Here is a 17,005-nt window from a genome sequence, read left to right as displayed (position 1 = left end):
GCTGTTTGCGTCTGATTCAATCCCTTTTTGAACACGCATTTTAGAGAAAAGCTGAGGTGGGCTATGGAACAGAACGCTTCTGTTACTTCACTCGTTATCGTCGTACTTGTTGCTTTTTTTACGCCAATTGTCCGGGAACGGCTTAAGTTAACGGTCGTTCCCGTTGTCGTGACAGAAATTATCGCAGGTCTCATTATCGGTAAAAGCGGATTTGATTTAATTGGCAATGATCCGTGGCTTGAGATTCTGTCCACGTTTGGGCTTATCTTTTTAATGTTTTTAAGCGGTGTTGAAATTGATTTCTCCATCTTTTCAAAAAAATCACAATCGGCAAGCACAAAAAACGGAAAAAAAGAACCGAACAGCTTCCTTATCTCATCTATTATTTTTCTGTTTATTTTAATTTTGTCATACTTGCTTTCACTCGGCCTTGCTTGGCTTCATTTAATTGAAAACACTTTTTTCATGACACTTATTATCGCGACCATTTCGCTCGGTGTCGTTCTTCCGACATTGAAAGAGGAAAACCTAACAAAAACGGTTATCGGCCAAACCATCCTAATTATCGCAGTTCTTGCCGATCTCGTGACAATGGTTCTGCTTGCTGTTTTTGTTACCTTCTCTTCAAAAGAAGGCGGGAACACTTGGCTTTTGCTCTTACTATTTGCTGCCGGCGTTCTTCTCTATTTCCTTGCGAGATGGTTTAAGAAAGTATCTTTTTTTCAGTCAATGTTAAGGGGCAGCATACAAATTGATACGCGGGCCATTTTTGCGCTTTTAATTGTGTTGGTAGGGCTGTCTGAATCTCTTGGCGCTGAAAATATATTAGGAGCCTTTCTCGCCGGTGTCCTTATTTCACTTTTGTCGCCTAACCCCGATACGACACAAAAGCTCGATTCATTTGGCTACGGATTTTTAATCCCAATATTTTTTGTCATGGTTGGCGTTGAGTTAGACATTTGGACATTGCTATCCGATCCAAACACTTTATTGCTCATCCCATTGCTTTTCTTAGCTCTCGTTATTTCAAAACTATTGCCGATTCTTTTATTAAAACGGTGGTACGATTGGAGAACGGTGTTAGGGGCAGGGTTTTTGCTAACATCAACGCTTTCCCTCGTTATTGCGGCTGCAGAGATCGGCAAGCGTGTTGGTGTCATTGGTGAACAGAAAGCGAATACACTCGTTTTGCTTGCGGTCGTTACATCAATCATTACGCCAATGCTATTTAAAAAAATCTTTCCTCAAGAAAAAATGCAAAGCGAGGTAAAAAATGTTGCATTCATTGGGGCCAATCAATTGACACTCCCTTTGTCAATTGAGCTTGATCCGAATAAATTTAAAACATTCCTATACCATACAAAACAAGAAAAAGTGGAAGAAAACAAGCGGGATTCAAGTTTTTCCATTAGGGAGCTGCCCACTTATCATGTCCTTGAATTAAAAGAAGCCAATGTGTTCGAATCAGATATTGTTGTCATTTCAACCGGGGATGAAGAATCTAATGCTGAAATCGCCCGCTACGCGAAAGAATTCGGAGTAGATCGTGTCATTGCAAGAATTGAATCTCAAGAACTTGGCGATGAGTTAAGAGAAGAGGATATTGAAGTGTTCTCTACAATGTTTTCTTCGAAAGTGTTGCTGCGTGAATTAATTGAATCACCAAGCGTCGCGCAAATGTTCACAAAGCAGGAAAATGGGCTTTTCCAAATCAATATGAGCAATACGCAATATGATGGGATTCCACTGCGGCAGTTTCCTTATTTAGGCGATGCGATTATTGTCCGGGTGTTCAGGGGGAAAGATTCGATCGTTCCTCACGGAGACACCGAACTTAAATTAGGAGACCGGATTGTTGTGACTGGCAGCACAGAAAGTGTAAATGAGCTTAGAAATTTATTAAGTTATTAATTAAAATAACGAAGCAAATGAAGCAAGGAAACTTGTTTCTTTGCTTTGTTCATTCATGCTATACTTTACTGATAGAAAGGCATATTTTGGTTACATACAGATTACGAAATGATTTAAGGGAGGATTACGATGAGTCTTTTATTGGAAGGACAAACATATGTTGTCATGGGTGTCGCAAATAAACGGAGTATCGCATGGGGAATTGCGAAAAGTTTAAGCGAAGCGGGCGCTCGTTTAATTTTCACTTACGCTGGGGAACGTCTAGAGAAAAACGTTAGAGACTTGGCAGAAACGCTGGAACGTAATGATTCGATTATTTTACCTTGTGACATTACTGACGATGGTGAAATTAAAGAAACATTCGAAAAAATCAAGCAAGAAGTTGGCGTCATTCACGGTTTGGCGCATTGCATCGCGTTTGCAAACACAGACGAACTGAAAGGCGAGTATATGAACACAACAAGAGACGGTTTCTTGCTTGCGCATAACATTAGTTCTTATTCGTTGACTGCCGTAGCGAAAGAAGCGAGACATCTTATGACAGAAGGTGGAAGCATCCTTACGATGACCTATTTAGGCGGGGAGCGGGTGCTTCCGAATTACAATATTATGGGTGTCGCAAAAGCATCTCTTGATGCAAGTGTCCGATATCTTGCAAGTGACCTCGGCAAAGATAATATTCGAGTGAACGCGATTTCCGCCGGGCCGATCCGTACTTTGGCTGCAAAAGGCGTATCAGATTTTAACAGCATCTTAAAGCAAATTGAAGAAAAAGCACCGCTCAGGCGTACAACAACCCAAGAGGAAGTCGGAGATACTGCACTATTTTTAATGAGCGACTTATCCCGCGGAATCACAGGCGAAATCTTGCACGTTGACAGCGGTTATCATATTATGGGTTAATTTCAATGTAAAGGCTTTGACTGTCTTCTTTCGACAGTCAAAGCTTTTTTATTCGCCCAGATTTAACGCTAGAGGAGCGCCTTAATATTCGTTGCCTTTCGAGGTGCTGGCATTGCAGACTCGCGAAGTACATGAAAATTTGCTTTTTTCTTGCCGCGGTCTTCCAGCTAGGCACAATCCTCTTTTCTTCGCATAATCTATGGATGTGAATTTAAAAGTGGAGGAGGGTTCCAAGTGTCTAAAAAAAATGATCAGATACTTAAAAGCAGACCTCTAATGTATATTCATCAGCCAAAATTTGAAGGAATTTTCCTTGATCAACAAGTGAAACAAGTGAAAGCAATATCGAAACAAGAATGGGAAAAAAATAACATTCCTATGGCGGAAGATACAGAAATACAAAAGAAACAGGATGGAAATGAAAAGAATTCTGTTAGGGAAGGGAAAACGGAGCAATCTAAACCATTAGGGTCTGAAAATGTCATTGAACATGGTGTACGAAAAAATGCATTCGTAAATAAAACAATTGAAGAAAAACTGCTTTTTTTAACACAACTTCCGAATAACATGCCAACCGTCACATGTGAAATAAGGACACAGGAAAAATTTTATCAATGCCATATTCTATCTTATCTAGATGGACTCGTAACTGTTCGGTTATCAGATAATCATCAGATTGTTGAACTGCCCAGAAAAGAAATCAAATCACTTTCAATTTTAAGGGCTGTCTAATGTGACAGATTTTTAAGGCTGTGCATAAATCCAAGTTCTAGCCTATGAATGTCATACGGGATGATGTGAGCAGCCATGCGATCGAAAAAGGCTAACCAACTTTCCTCCCCAGATTAATTTAGCAAGGTTTTCATATTTTATATGTAGAAGCCTATACGTCCGTGGTTCAATCAGCATATATATGTCCTGAAAATGAAATTTGGAGGGGATGAAAGAATGTCGGACAAAAAAAGACGGAGGGCAAAAGAGATTCACGTTGATAAATTAATCGTGAAAGCAAATGAAGTTATTTTCGTTGATGAAGATGGAAATAAAAAAGAACCCCGAAACGAAGAAGCTCCGGTAATGAGAGATCCGTGGGGATTTTTCTTTCCGCCAAGGCCTGAACAAACCGAAGGTACAGCAGAAAGGGAAGAACACACTGGGGAAGAAAATCAAGAAACGGCAAATGAAAATCAAGAGGCAAATCAAGAGGAAAATCAGCCTGGTGGTTGGCGCTGGATTTAATAAAGCGAAACTTCCCTCAATGGGGGGGTCTTACGGACGGTTGCGGCGTGATAAAGAAATAGGGTATACTCAAGGTATTCACTGAAAATTTAGAAACCAATTGAAGTATGGGAGAGATGTTGATGGGTTATATTTCTCCAATTTCTTTTTCTCATTACTCACAATATCAGGAAAGAATGAGTCAACCGAAAAAAGTAATCGTTTCGCGGATTGACTCGGTGAAAAAAATAAGCAAATATGAAGCATCTTATCGATCATTTACAGATAAAAAACATGAATATATGGAAAAAACACAGCAAACAAAAGCAAACATTCCATATCAATCGTCTTCAGGGCAGTTTATCGATAAAAGAGTGTAGAAGAGAACCGTCCGAGGACTTTAAGGAGTACGGACGGCTCACACTCTTCTCATTCTTACAAAGGCTGTGAACAGTGGATTTTACTGTTCCCCTTATGTGAATGAATGATAATGAAATATCCCCAGACATGAAAGTCTCGCTTTATCGAGATTTTTTTCTTTTTATATCTTTTGACAGTAAAAACCTTCATCTTGTTTCCACTCTGCGTAAAATACTTCTTTGGCATTGGATATTTTATTTAATTTTAATTGTTTACTCAGCCATGCTTCATCAAACCCTGCTTCTTTCAAGTTTTCTTCGTCAACGATCCCATCGCTAATAATTGGGAAAGCTAAATGAACAGGCTTCGGCGGGATTTTAAGATCACTTTTTGTTGGCGTTGCGTACATAGGCTTTTTTAAGACACTTAAACTTCCATTTGACTCCAAAATGGCGTATTCTACTTCACGTATCGAAAATACATCTTTTTGCCGGAGCAAGTTTTGCAGTTGATCAATATCAATCTTGTTCTTTTTTAATTGCTTTCGATCAATAAGGCCGTTGCGGATTACGATTGAAGGTTCACCTTCGAGGAATTTTCTCGTTTTTCTTAATTTTTGTGTGATCCATTCTGCTATAATTATTAAAAGCGCCCACGTAAATGTTGCAAATAAAATGAAACCAAGGTGAACATTTTTATCATAAATGGCATTACCAACAAGTTCACCTAAAATTAATGCAGAAATAAAATCAAATGGTGTAAGTTGGCTAATTTGCGTTTTTCCAAACAGCTTCGTTAAGATGAGAAGCATGATAAAGCCAACGACCAGTTCAATTGCTATATAACCGTAAGACATAAAAATTCCCCCTTTGGCATGTACTTCCTCTTAGATTTGCCTGAGGGGGGAAAATTTATGAGCCAAAATTAACTTTCTTCATTGAAACATGAGGAATTCCCGCTTCCATAAATGTTTCGGAGCATGTCGAATAACCAAGGCTTTTGTAAAAGGTTTCAACTTGAATTTGGGCGTTTAACAGAAGAGGCAGCCATTGCTTTTCTTTTGCAGTTTGTTCAATCTTTTGCATAAGCAGGCGCCCTAGGCCCTTATTGCGGAACTCTCTTAATACAGAAATCCTTTCGATCTTTCCTCCGTTATCAACTTTTCTTAATCTTCCGGCACCGATCGGTTTTTCTTCATCGTTGTAAACAATAAAGTGTATGGCATGATTCTCATGTTCATCAATTTCCAATTCGACCGGAACATGCTGTTCTTCAACAAAGACGACGGATCGAACATATAGCGCATCGTTCATTTCTTTATCCGTTTCAACGGCTTTAACAATCATACCTTTTAATCCTTTCCTGCTTGTTTCTTCAATCATTATAGCATATTTGGCGTATGCTTGATGGCTACTCCCCGTTTCGCCATTTCTTTCACGTACAGATCACCTGGAACGATTTGCTCTGGGGGAAATACGCCTTTTTTAGAGATCGTTCCGTTTCCGATCATTTGGGCGACGACGGATATTGTGTTTGCTGTACATCTAGCCATCGCTGTTACATTTTGTGTTCGATCTTTCAATGTTTCCATTTTAAAATGATGGGCGATCGGCTGACCGTCTTTTAGCCCTTCAACTTTTATTTTCAGTAGTACGACATCATCTTTATCATCAAGTTTAAGAATTGGTTCTAATAGTGCTAGCAAAAGGTCCCTAGGTTTAACTTTTACTCCATCAATCTCGATATCGAAATCATTTCTTGTCATATTTAAATCAACGAGAAGTTGAAATTTTTCCGCATGACCTTTATAGCGGATTGTTTTATACTCTAAATTTTTCAAATGCGGAAACGTGTAAGCTAAAGTTGATGTCCCTCCAGCAGTGTGAAAGGCTTCGAGATTACCAAACCCTTCAAAAGTAATCGGCTCAATTTCCGATAAAGAACGCACATGCATTTTCTTTCCGTCCCTTATGATTGTCGAGAGATCTGTATAATGATCGAGAAGCCCTTCAAGTGAAAAAACATGATTGTATTCAAGCGGTGGTTCGGGACGAAGCGGAATCCCGCCAACGGCAAGATAAATGGAATCCACCTGATCGAGCATGCTGGCTCCATACCCGGATAATATATTAATCATTCCGGGGGCGACACCTAGGTCAGGAATGTATGTGATTCCGGCTTTTTTAGCTTCGGAATGAAGGTTCAAAATATGATCAGTGATTTTCCCGATGTGCCCGCCTAGATCAACTGCATGCACGCCCATCCGAATGGCTGCCATTGCAACGTGAACATTAAATGAATAATATAACGCATTGATGATTACGTCAAAAGGTTTTATAAAAGCATCTAAACTTTTGCTGTCAGACGCATCAACGAATGCATGGGATAGCTTTTTTGATTGCAATTCCTGGCAAACTTGCTCAGCTTTTTTGACATTAAGGTCTGCAAGAACAACGTTTTCAACTTGCTGACTGTTTACGAGGTCTCTCGCCGCTTCTTTGCCCATTAATCCGGCGCCTAAAACTGCGATTTTCATTGGTTGTCCTCCTTAATTGCCGTATTTGGTATATCACATTATTCTATTCACGATGGCCAATATGGATAACTGAACCGGCATATTTAAATGATTGTCCTCCATACATTAGTAGTGCATCGAATTTATGTCGAAAAGGGGATGGCTAATGAAGACAGCAATGAACTTTATTAATGGGAAATGGGTGTCATCTAAAACGAATCAATTTGCGGATAATACAAATCCAGCTACGGGCGAGTTGTTGGGTCGTGTCATCCAATCTGATCAGTCTGATGTGAATGCGGCTGTTCTCGCAGCAAAGGAAGCACAGAAACAATGGCGGCTTGTTCCTGCTCCCCAGCGTGCGGAAATCCTATTTCGCATCGGAGCGATGTTGAAGGATCAAAAAGAACAACTGTCACAAATGTTAACGCTTGAAATGGGAAAGGTGATCGATGAAGCACGGGGCGAAGTGCAGGAAGCGATCGATATGGCTTTCTATATGGCTGGAGAAGGAAGGCGCTTATTTGGACATACGACACCTTCAGAGCTTGGCAGTAAATTCGCAATGAGTGTCCGCGAACCAATTGGCGTAGTCGGAATCATTACACCGTGGAATTTTCCAATTGCGATTGCATCTTGGAAAGCATTTCCGGCCATTGCCGCCGGCAACACAATCATTTGGAAACCAGCAACGGAAACCCCTTTTTTAGCTGAAGCATTTGTGAAGATTTTCGAAGAAGCCGGGCTTCCAGACGGTGTAGTAAACCTTGTGTATGGAACAGGCCTTGAGGTTGGATCCGCCATCGTTGAACATCCGCATATACAGGTCATTTCATTTACTGGCTCAAATGAAGTCGGGCGGACAATTGCGGAAAGGGGCGGCAAGCTTTTAAAAAGAGTTTCGTTGGAAATGGGTGGAAAAAATGCAGTTATTGTCATGGATGATGCAGATCTTGACTTGGCGATTGACGGCATCGTTTGGAGTGCGTTCGGTACGAGTGGGCAGCGGTGCACGGCGTGCAGCCGTATCATTGTTCATCGCAAAGTGAAAACCGAATTGGAAAATCGTTTAATTGAAAGAATGCGTTCATTGAAAATAGGAAACGGATTAGATGAAACGGTACAAATTGGGCCTGTCATTCATGAACAAGCTTTGGACCGAATTCACAATTATGTTGAAATCGGCAAGAGGGAAGGGGCAAAATTGCTTGTTGGCGGCAGGAAATTATCGAACCGCTCGCTCGCTGGCGGAAACTACTATGCGCCGACATTATTTACAGATGTAAGTCCATCTATGCGAATTGCGAAAGAGGAAATTTTCGGACCGGTTACTTCGCTGATCCCGGTTGACAGCTTAGAAGAGGCTGTTGATGTCAATAACAATGTTTCTTACGGATTATCGAGTTCAATTTTTACGAAAAATGTGAACAAGGTTTTTCAGGCACTGCGTGACTTGGATACGGGCATTGTTTACGTAAATACCGGAACGACAGGGGCGGAAATCCATCTTCCATTTGGCGGGACGAAAGAAACCGGAAATGGGCACCGTGATTCCGGATTAGCAGCTCTTGATGTTTTTACGGAATGGAAAAGTATTTATATCGACTACAGCGAAAAACTTCAAAGGGCTCAAATTGATGTCTAAAAAATATATTAGGAAGAATTTCTAATTCGCTTCAAGGAAAAAGATCGGTTGAAATTTCACCGGTCTCTTTACTTTTTTATCCAAGAATATTTGCCATCTTTAGGAGGTATTTTAAAAAAAGAAAGGAAACATTATCTTCTAAGGAGCATCACAAATGAAGAAGGTTCTTTTTTTACCTTTTCTAAAAATGCCTTCAGGACATCATCAAACGGCTAAAGCGTTGGCATCCTGGATTAAAACCTATGACAAGTCCATCATTTGCGAAAGTGTGGATATTTTTTCATTTGCTTTTCAAAAGACTGAAGCCTTTATTTCGCGCTCCTATTTATATGCTATTCAATATTTACCTTCATTCTATAGTTGGCTTTACCGGAAAAACGCTTGTGAAAACCAAGAAAAAGGACGTTTTCTCTTTTATGAACTGCTATTTGAAAGGGAAATGGCAAAACTTATTCGAGAAAAACAGCCTGACTGGCTTATTTGTACGCATGCACTTCCTTCCTATATTTTAAACCGACTAAAACTAAAACAACATATTGATCTTCCTATTGTAAATGTATACACCGATTATTTTATCAATTCCGTATGGGGGACAGAAGCGATTGATTTCCATTTGGTCCCGGATACGTCTTTCAAGGAGCAACTAATGCAACGTGGGGTAAATGAGCGTTCCATTTTTGTAACTGGCATCCCATTGCACCCTTCTATACAGCGTTCAGAATCTTTCAATCACACGTTTTCAAAATACAATCTTCTCGTGGCTGGCGGCAGTCTTGGAGTCGGGGGGATTCAATCATTTATCCGCAAGCTCACGCCTTTTGAAAATATCCACTTTTACGTGCTTTGCGGTAAAAATAAACGTTTGTACGAAACCCTTAAAAATATGAATGAATCGCATGTAACGCCGTTGCCTTATATTCAAAACCCCCGGGAAATGAATGGCATTTATGAGCAAATGAATGGCATTATTACAAAGCCAGGCGGTGTTACTGTAACCGAGAGCTTATATAAACATATACCGATATTTATTTACCATACATTGCCCGGACAAGAAGAGATGAATTTTTCTTATTTGTCTGCCAATGGCCTTGCATATGATTTGCGCCGTCCTAAAGAAGAATGCATTGGACAAGCCGTTCTCACATATTTGTCGGATGACAAAGAAATGGGAAATTACAAAAAAAGATTAGCCTTTTTCAGAAAAGGATTGCTGATCAGAATCTAGCGATGTTCCTTTCGCATATTGTATAGAGACAACTGTAAAAGGAGACTTGTGATGGTTTTAAGGTTAGGCTTATTTTACATTTGGAAATGTTTTGATCCCCTATATTATTATTGTACGCGCCTTACTTCATTGGCCAAACGGTATCCCAATCACCATAATATACTCAGAGTACGAACCACTTGCTATAAAGGGTGTGAGGCAGTCCTCTCCGATGGAACAGCAATCAAACGCAATGATATATTAATTAAGATCCACTTGCATAATGTTCAAATTCTAAAAGAGACGAAGCACTTTGCGAACGAACTGCAAAAGGGAAAGTGGATTTACCGTTCGGTTGAGCGTTCGCTGCCTGAACTTGTCACTTTCATTAAAGAACACGATAAATGTGACGAGATAAAGGGGATTATTGGCATCACAACGCTAAATCGTGGTTCCGGGCGCCTCGGATTTGAAACAATTGAGATTTCAAGCCGTTTCTATAAATGGTTTAAATGGTTTATTCAGTTTCCAATTCTTTATTTAACGACTGCTAATTTATCGTGGAAAGATTCGTTTCGTCACAAGCCGAATTATTTGTTTATGTCAAAAGCAGCATTGTTTGAGAAGTATAGTAAATCATAAGTATGCCCATGATTTACCACTGTACCTGCCAATTCTCGTCTTCTATACTTAAATATAGAGGGAGTGGATTGGTATGCTTTTTTTTATTTTGCTATCTATTGCTCTACTGCTAATAGGTTTACTTTTTAAAGCATATAAAAATACGAAAGATGTCGTTATTAACGAAATTGAAATTCCTATTAATGGAGTGAGGCTAGATGGAACAAATCTTCAGATTCTCCATATTTCGGATTTGCATCTTGAGAATATTTCTGTCACGCCTGAGGATTTGTACGAGCATTTAAAAGATCGTCCAATTGATCTCATTGCACTTACTGGTGATTTTCTTGATCGAAAACGTTCGATTCCAAAATTAAAGCCCTATTTAAAAATACTGAAAACATTAAAACCGAAACATGGCATCTACGCTGTATTTGGCAACCATGATTATGTCTTGAGGAAAAATCATTTACAGCTCTTAGAGGAAACATTGCGTTCTTTCGGCTGCCATATTTTGAAAAATGAATATCAGTCAATTGAAATGAATGGGGAAATGCTGAATATTATTGGGATTGATGATTATAGTACGAATCGAAGCAACATTTCCGCTTCCTATTCAGGTGTAGGAAAAGGGATTAATTTAGTTTTAACGCACGATCCGAATATCGTGCTTGAGATGGAAAATGTTCAATACGACTATTTGTTGTCCGGGCATTTCCACGGCGGACAGATTCACTGGCCGAAGCCATACCATCTTGCCAAAATGGGAAAGCTCGTCCAGATGAATATCGTCAAAGGGCTTCATATGCTGCATGGCAAGCGATTTTACATTAGTGAAGGCCTTGGACAAACCGGTGTGAATATCCGAGTCGGGAGCAGACCTGAGGTAACGGTTCACAACCTTATTTTTTCAAAAACAGATAAAAAATCTAAAAATACTTTAACCGCAGTTTAGTGGTAAAGTATTTTTTCTTTTTATGGCATAATGTAAGAAAAGAAAAATGTTTTTGAAACGAGGTTCTTCGAAGTTGAAACGTTTAGTCGTTTGGATAAGTTTAATTTTGTTTATTGGACTTGCATTTACCTTTGAAAAGCCACTTTCTGTAAAATTTGATGAGAAAATCCTTTTGTTTTTTGAGAGCATCAGAACAAACTTTTTGACAGTTGCGTTTTACGTATTTACCGAAATTGGATCGTTCAAAATTTTGCTTCCTATCACGATTATCGTTTCTATCTTTTTAATCTATAAAAAGCGTTTTATTGAATTCGCTTTTTTGATGATCGCATTTTGGGGCGTGAGAGGAGTCAACACTTTGCTAAAAGGATGGTTTGAGAGGGAACGCCCTTCCTTTCATTCGCTTATCGAAGTTGGCGGCTTTAGCTTTCCTAGCGGACATGCGATGAATTCTACCGTTGTGTTCGGTTTTTTGTTTTATTTATTTTTGCATATTCTTAATGTCAGGCAGAAAAACAGAATGATGTGGCTGCTAGCAACCATTGCCATCGTTTCTCTTATTGCGATAAGCAGAGTTTATCTTGGCGTTCACTACCCTACGGACATTGTTGCAGGTGCGGGCTGCGGCTTGCTCTATCTGTTTATCATCATCTATTTGTATCAACTCACACTCCGTTTAAAGCGGTAAAAAACCTCCTAAATTTAAACAGATCTGGCTTCCGGCCGCTGACATCTGACTTCTGTCATTTATAATGCCCCCCAATCTTTTTCGCTCGTTCGAACGCTTGCCCGGCATCTGTAAGAGACGAGGCGCGAACGATAGAGGACGCGCCGTATTTTTGATAAATCGCATCAATGGCGCTATTCAGGCTTTCTCTTTTAAGCACAGCATCGAAATCAAATAATCCAAGCTGGAGAGCCGACGCCGGCTGAAGCTGTGACAGCGCAACCCCGGCACTCCGGATCGGAAGCCGATCCCAATGCTGGCAAAACAATTGGAAAGCCGCTTTGAAAATGGTCATTCCGTCATTTGTAGGAGATAAAAGTTTCACCTGCCGGTTCAGTCTAGTCGGAAAATCGAAATCGGCGCCTCTGACGCTGATTGAAACAGTCGAGCCGCGATAATTTTTTGTGCGGGCCCGGCGTGCAACCTCTTCACTTAGTTCAAGCAAAACCACTTTAATATCATCCAGCTTCCGGTAATCGCGCGGCAATGTCATATGGTGGCCAACGGCTTTTTGTTGCTCATATGTTTTCAATGTGACAGGGGAGTAGTCAATCCCATTCGCGGTAAGCCAGAGCACTTGGCCATTAATGCCCCATCGCCGCTTAAGTTTTTGTAATGGAAAGTTGGCTAAATGTCCAATTTGGCGTATCCCCATTCTTTGCAAATGTTTTTCCATTCGGGAGCCTACACCGAACATTTTTCCAATAGGCAGCGGCCATAAGTCTTTCTTTAGGTTCGTTTCATCCAACCGAAAGATGCCTTTGGGATTTTTTTTCGCAAAATTATCACAAGCCATCTTGGCGAGAACCTTATTTGGCCCGATGCCAATCCTTGCTTTAATCCCCTTTGTCTCTTCACCCTGTTCAATGGCAATTTTTATTTTTTCCGCAATTTCAAATGGCTCGCCGAAAAAGCGCTGGCTTCGTGTAACGTCAAGAAATTGCTCATCAACTGAATAAGGCTCAACAAGGTCAGTAAATGTTTCCAGCATTTTGGTAATTTCGTATGAAACATCAAGATAGCGCTGCATTCGCGGACGGACAATCGTTGCCTGCGGGCATTTTTGCTGCGCTTCCCACAGTCTTTCAGCATTTTGCACCCCATATTTTTTCGCAAGCGGGCAGGCTGCCAGTACGACACCGCTTCGCCTTTCCGGATCGCCGGAAACGATAACAGGCTTATCATTTAAGGATGGGTTATCCATTTTTTCAACTGAAGCATAGAAAGATTGCATATCAACAAGAAAAATGTGCCTATTTTCCATCATAATAAAACCCTGCTCTCTTTATTGGAAACATCAGGAACATGTGTTCCTTTTAAACCTATTATATGCAAACATATGTTTTATATTCAATGGAAATTGCTGTAAACAGAAAAAGCGATAACGCGTTCTTTTTGCACCATATGGGGAGGCAAGCAAAAAAAGGAACAGCTTTTACTTTAATTACCAGTGTTAAAGAACTGATGTTCGCATATAATATGTGTAAGAATGCTTCACAACAGGGAGGGATTGCCTTGGGTTTTCGCCAAGGGGAAATCATTGAAATTATCTATATTGATCGCTATGGCGAGTTAAGCCAACGGTGGATTCGCATCATTTCAGAAGAAAATGAAAGGATCATAGCATATTGCTACGCGAAACGGAAGGTGCGTTCTTTTTTAATTAAAAATATTTTAGGAATGAGGAAGGTGAATGCCTCATGACATTTAAACCTTCGAAAACCACACCTGGATTTAACCTTATGTGGGAAGGTAGCAGAATGATGCTGCCTGAGCATGTCACGATGCTGCAAAAACACCGTAAAGAGTCCCTAAAAAAACCAAAACCCAATTTAGATGAACAGCAGTTGGATGAGATATCTGCTGTCATTCAATATTCTTACCAAGCCAGTGCCCCAATTACTTTAACTGTTTTTGGCGAAGATCAGGATCAACATAAAACCGGAATCATTGTGAATGTAGATTTACAGCTTAAAAAGCTAAGGCTTGAAAATAACGGGGAATGCGAATGGATTGATTTTGCACGAATTATAGATGCTTTTTCATAAGGTTTAAAAAGGGATTCTTCACTTATGCAGAATAAGTAAAACGGGATAATTTTGCGTAGGGGCGTTTCGGGGCAGATTGGGTAGACAGAAAGAATATATGGAAAAAGACGAAAGAAAATATGGATCAGGTGGTTATCTTTAGGGGTCAGGCTCCAGACTTAAGCATAGGTGGGAACTTTCAATCAGGCGGGGCCTGGACTCCACCTGATTTCCGAGGCTTCAACTTGCTCGAACAAGTTCGCTTACAGATGTTTTAAACCAACATTGAAACCATGAATATTAATACGCCGACAAGGACAACAATTACCCCTATCCCAATCGCAATTAAACTTTTATTATTCGCATCTGAACGATGATTCCTGTTTACAGGCTGAATTTTATTTTGTTGTTCCCGATCTTTAGCCAATGAAAAAACCTCCATGTGGTTAAAAGTTTCAATCACATTTCCATTTTAACGCAGACAAGCTACTTATTCATCTGATTTTTCAAACGAAATTCGACTTTTTCGCAGGTTCTCCATTCGCTAAATGTCCATGCTCAAATTTTTCTCATCCTTCATATTGTAACTGTGAGTGGCAAAAACCTAAAGGAGGCAATATTTTTGGAAAATCAATATTATTTAGAAGAAGATGAGCAGCGTCAATTTGGAGGCCAATATTATCCTCATTACCCTTATTCACATTATCATGAGCATCATTCAGGACACTATTTAGGGCATCACTCTGGGCATCATTACGGCTATCATCACCCACATCATTATCCGCAGCACCCACAACACTATTATCCGCACGATCCATACCATCATTATCCACCCCAATACTACCCACACCAACCTTATCCATTTCCTGGGGGATACGGTCCAAGATAATAAAGCAACATTTCCATCAGCGGTTACGAGACTTCTTGTAGCCGCTGATATTTTTTTAATAAAAAGGAACACTATAAACAGAAATCAGAGGTCAGAAGCCAGGCTAGAAGAAATCGGCGAAAAAGACCGATTTCGATTTTTTTAAAAAATACACGGAGGGATTTGTTTCGATGCATACGATGTGGAAAGGTTCAATAAGCTTTGGCCTTGTAAATATACCAGTGAAAATGTACAGTGCGACAGAAAATAAGGATATTCGGTTTAGGCAGCTTCATAAAGAGTGTGGTTCACCAATTAAATATAAAAAAACTTGTCCGAATTGTAATAAAGAAGTGGTCGAGGATGACATCGTAAAAGGATATGAGTATGAGCCCGGAAAATATGTCATTATAAAAGAAGAGGATCTTGCTTCAATCGCCCCAGAAACCCATAAAACAATTGAAATTATCGATTTTGTTAACTTAGAGCAAATTGATCCGATCTATTTCAACAAAACATATTTTCTTTCCCCAAATGAAACAGGAGACAAGCCATACCAATTGCTGCGGGAAGCAATGAATCAAACTGGAAAAATCGCCATTGCCAGAGTCATGATTCGTTCAAAAGAAAGTCTGGCTGCCGTTCGCATCTATGAGAACTGTATTGTCATGGAGACGATATTCAGCCCAGATGAAGTTCGTTCCGTCAACCTCGTACCTGGTTTGGATAAGGAAATCAAATTGAACGAAGCAGAAATGAAAGTGGCGGTCCAGTTGATTGAAAATTTGGCGACTGATTTTAACCCGGAAAAATACACGGATGAATACAGAGAAAGGTTAAATGACCTGATTCAAACAAAAATTAGGGGAGAAGAAATTGTGAAAGAACCTGACTTGCCAAAGGCCAACGTTGTCGATTTAATGGAAGCACTTCAAGCGAGCGTGAAAGCTACGAAACAAGAAAAAACAAAGAAAACCGCTAAGCCAAGAACTCGTAAAAAGAAAACATCGAGCGGATAATATAGGGCCCGCGGGTCCATTACTCTTTTTCATCGAAAACACACTTACTTGGAGGTACATTGACAAAAGCTTGAATAACAGGTTGCCTCAGTTCATGTCCTTCTGTCCATTCAAGAAAATGAACTTTCACGGTTAGCTTCGGCTTTATCCAAACAGCTTCCTTTATCCGAGCTGGGTTATTAAAAAACGGATTATTATTCGTTTTTAAATGGTTTATTTTTTCTGTTAATTGCCTCCATTCCGTTGATTTCATTTTTCCACTCCCCGCATGCCCAATGTACCAAAGCCGGCCTTTCTGATCATAAAGGCCAAGTAAAAGAGAATTTACAATTCCGGATCGGAAGGTAACTCCTGCAACGACAGCAATCAAGTCGTTGTAGTTTTTTTTCTTTTGCCAACTCGCATTTTTTCCATTAATCACGTACTTACTGTTCAAATCTTTTATAACCATTCCTTCTAATTCCTGTTGTTCAATCGCTTGATACAATAACTGTCCATTGCCAAAAGAGGGGACGAGCTGAACTGCGTTTCCAGGAATAATAAGATCGGAAAGAAGCTTGAGACGTTCTTCTAGCCGGAAGTCGTTCATCCATTCTCCGTTATAGAAGATAATATCAAAAATCATATACGTTACAGGGACACTGTTTCTCAAATGGGAAACCCGTTCCAAACGGCGAATGCCATCCCGGCGCATCACCTCGTGAAATGATGGTTTACCGTCAATTCCTAGCGCGATAACTTCACCGTCCAGAATCACGGAATCGGCCTTGCAAAATGAACGGATATCGGTTAATTCCGGATAATGGAAAGTTCGTTCGTTCTTTTTCCGATTAAACAATTGAACATCTTTTCCATCATAATAAGTTAACAATCTCACACCGTCCCACTTTACTTGGAAGATCCAATTTTCACCTGTGGGAATATCTTCAGTTTTTATTGGCTCGAAAGGAATAATTGGTTGAAATTGCATAGAAGCTCCCTTCTAATTAAATTGGGACTCCTAAGGAATCCCATTAAATTCATATTTTAACA

20 protein-coding genes are annotated in these 17,005 nt (G+C 39.9%); 13 read left to right on the top strand and 7 right to left on the bottom strand.

Going from position 1 to position 17,005, the window contains the following annotated elements:
* Positions 1-63 precede the first annotated feature (63 nt).
* The 5 genes from DCC39_RS04425 (at position 64) to DCC39_RS04405 (ending at position 4,412) form a co-directional block, all read left to right on the top strand.
* Positions 64-1,911: a monovalent cation:proton antiporter family protein gene (locus DCC39_RS04425; RefSeq protein ID WP_116553679.1), complete on the top strand. Its 1,848-nt coding sequence runs from the start codon at positions 64-66 to the stop codon at positions 1,909-1,911.
* Between the two features lie 129 nt (positions 1,912-2,040).
* The gene (gene fabI, locus DCC39_RS04420) at positions 2,041-2,814 is read left to right on the top strand and encodes an enoyl-ACP reductase FabI (protein ID WP_116553678.1); all 774 of its coding nucleotides are present in this window, start codon (positions 2,041-2,043) and stop codon (positions 2,812-2,814) included.
* Positions 2,815-3,048: 234 nt separating this feature from the next.
* On the top strand, positions 3,049-3,546 hold the full coding sequence (locus DCC39_RS04415; RefSeq protein WP_116553677.1) for a CotO family spore coat protein: 498 nt from the start codon (positions 3,049-3,051) through the stop codon (positions 3,544-3,546).
* 216 nt (positions 3,547-3,762) lie between these two features.
* Complete coding sequence (locus DCC39_RS04410; RefSeq protein ID WP_116553676.1) at positions 3,763-4,053, top strand: hypothetical protein; 291 nt, start codon at positions 3,763-3,765, stop codon at positions 4,051-4,053.
* A gap of 122 nt (positions 4,054-4,175) precedes the next feature.
* Positions 4,176-4,412 carry a hypothetical protein gene (locus tag DCC39_RS04405; RefSeq protein WP_116553675.1) on the top strand — a complete coding sequence of 79 codons (237 nt, stop codon included), beginning with the start codon at positions 4,176-4,178 and terminating at the stop codon, positions 4,410-4,412.
* A gap of 161 nt (positions 4,413-4,573) precedes the next feature.
* Here the strand turns inward: DCC39_RS04405 and DCC39_RS04400 are convergent, their stop codons facing one another.
* From DCC39_RS04400 to DCC39_RS04390, 3 genes are read right to left on the bottom strand one after another with little or no spacing between them, the layout of a single operon-like run.
* A complete protein-coding gene (locus DCC39_RS04400; protein ID WP_116553674.1) occupies positions 4,574-5,248 on the bottom strand; it encodes a DUF421 domain-containing protein in 675 nt (224 codons plus the stop codon).
* 55 nt (positions 5,249-5,303) lie between these two features.
* Entirely contained in the window at positions 5,304-5,738 is a 435-nt protein-coding gene (locus tag DCC39_RS04395; RefSeq protein ID WP_116553749.1) for a GNAT family N-acetyltransferase, read from the bottom strand.
* A gap of 35 nt (positions 5,739-5,773) precedes the next feature.
* Positions 5,774-6,928, bottom strand: a complete 1,155-nt coding sequence (locus DCC39_RS04390; protein ID WP_116553673.1) for a saccharopine dehydrogenase family protein — start codon at positions 6,926-6,928, stop codon at positions 5,774-5,776.
* A gap of 145 nt (positions 6,929-7,073) precedes the next feature.
* On the opposite strand from DCC39_RS04390, the gene DCC39_RS04385 reads away from it, so the two are divergent.
* From DCC39_RS04385 to DCC39_RS04365, 5 genes are all read left to right on the top strand, one after another.
* A complete protein-coding gene (locus DCC39_RS04385; RefSeq protein WP_116553672.1) occupies positions 7,074-8,552 on the top strand; it encodes an aldehyde dehydrogenase family protein in 1,479 nt (492 codons plus the stop codon).
* A gap of 154 nt (positions 8,553-8,706) precedes the next feature.
* Positions 8,707-9,777, top strand: a complete 1,071-nt coding sequence (locus DCC39_RS04380) for an MGDG synthase family glycosyltransferase (RefSeq protein ID WP_116553671.1) — start codon at positions 8,707-8,709, stop codon at positions 9,775-9,777.
* Between the two features lie 51 nt (positions 9,778-9,828).
* Complete coding sequence (locus tag DCC39_RS04375; protein ID WP_116553670.1) at positions 9,829-10,398, top strand: YkoP family protein; 570 nt, start codon at positions 9,829-9,831, stop codon at positions 10,396-10,398.
* 73 nt (positions 10,399-10,471) lie between these two features.
* Positions 10,472-11,332 carry a metallophosphoesterase gene (locus DCC39_RS04370; RefSeq protein WP_116553669.1) on the top strand — a complete coding sequence of 287 codons (861 nt, stop codon included), beginning with the start codon at positions 10,472-10,474 and terminating at the stop codon, positions 11,330-11,332.
* 73 nt (positions 11,333-11,405) lie between these two features.
* Complete coding sequence (locus tag DCC39_RS04365) at positions 11,406-12,020, top strand: phosphatase PAP2 family protein (protein ID WP_165820777.1); 615 nt, start codon at positions 11,406-11,408, stop codon at positions 12,018-12,020.
* Positions 12,021-12,075: 55 nt separating this feature from the next.
* Here DCC39_RS04365 and DCC39_RS04360 read toward each other — a convergent pair whose 3' ends face one another.
* Positions 12,076-13,323 carry a DNA polymerase IV gene (locus DCC39_RS04360; protein ID WP_407071835.1) on the bottom strand — a complete coding sequence of 416 codons (1,248 nt, stop codon included), beginning with the start codon at positions 13,321-13,323 and terminating at the stop codon, positions 12,076-12,078.
* 251 nt (positions 13,324-13,574) lie between these two features.
* Here DCC39_RS04360 and DCC39_RS19005 point away from each other — a divergent pair, with 251 nt between their 5' ends.
* Together DCC39_RS19005 and DCC39_RS04350 are read left to right on the top strand one after the other, a co-directional pair.
* The gene (locus DCC39_RS19005) at positions 13,575-13,763 is read left to right on the top strand and encodes a hypothetical protein (RefSeq protein ID WP_133243468.1); all 189 of its coding nucleotides are present in this window, start codon (positions 13,575-13,577) and stop codon (positions 13,761-13,763) included.
* Complete coding sequence (locus DCC39_RS04350; protein ID WP_116553665.1) at positions 13,760-14,107, top strand: YolD-like family protein; 348 nt, start codon at positions 13,760-13,762, stop codon at positions 14,105-14,107. Before DCC39_RS19005 ends, DCC39_RS04350 begins: the two co-directional genes overlap by 4 nt.
* Before the next feature lie 253 nt (positions 14,108-14,360).
* Here DCC39_RS04350 and DCC39_RS19060 read toward each other — a convergent pair whose 3' ends face one another.
* Both DCC39_RS19060 and DCC39_RS19055 read right to left on the bottom strand, forming a co-directional pair.
* The gene (locus DCC39_RS19060; RefSeq protein ID WP_165820776.1) at positions 14,361-14,513 is read right to left on the bottom strand and encodes a hypothetical protein; all 153 of its coding nucleotides are present in this window, start codon (positions 14,511-14,513) and stop codon (positions 14,361-14,363) included.
* Between the two features lie 142 nt (positions 14,514-14,655).
* Positions 14,656-14,919 carry a hypothetical protein gene (locus DCC39_RS19055; protein ID WP_165820775.1) on the bottom strand — a complete coding sequence of 88 codons (264 nt, stop codon included), beginning with the start codon at positions 14,917-14,919 and terminating at the stop codon, positions 14,656-14,658.
* 226 nt (positions 14,920-15,145) lie between these two features.
* Here DCC39_RS19055 and ku point away from each other — a divergent pair, with 226 nt between their 5' ends.
* Positions 15,146-15,973, top strand: a complete 828-nt coding sequence (gene ku / locus DCC39_RS04340; RefSeq protein ID WP_116553664.1) for a non-homologous end joining protein Ku — start codon at positions 15,146-15,148, stop codon at positions 15,971-15,973.
* A 19-nt stretch (positions 15,974-15,992) separates the two neighbouring features.
* Here the strand turns inward: ku and DCC39_RS04335 are convergent, their stop codons facing one another.
* On the bottom strand, positions 15,993-16,943 hold the full coding sequence (locus DCC39_RS04335; RefSeq protein ID WP_116553663.1) for an ATP-dependent DNA ligase: 951 nt from the start codon (positions 16,941-16,943) through the stop codon (positions 15,993-15,995).
* Positions 16,944-17,005 lie beyond the last annotated feature (62 nt).

Source organism: Pueribacillus theae (assembly GCF_003097615.1).
GTDB lineage: Bacteria > Bacillota > Bacilli > Bacillales > UBA6769 > Pueribacillus > Pueribacillus theae.
This window is presented reverse-complemented; position numbering and strand designations above follow the sequence as displayed.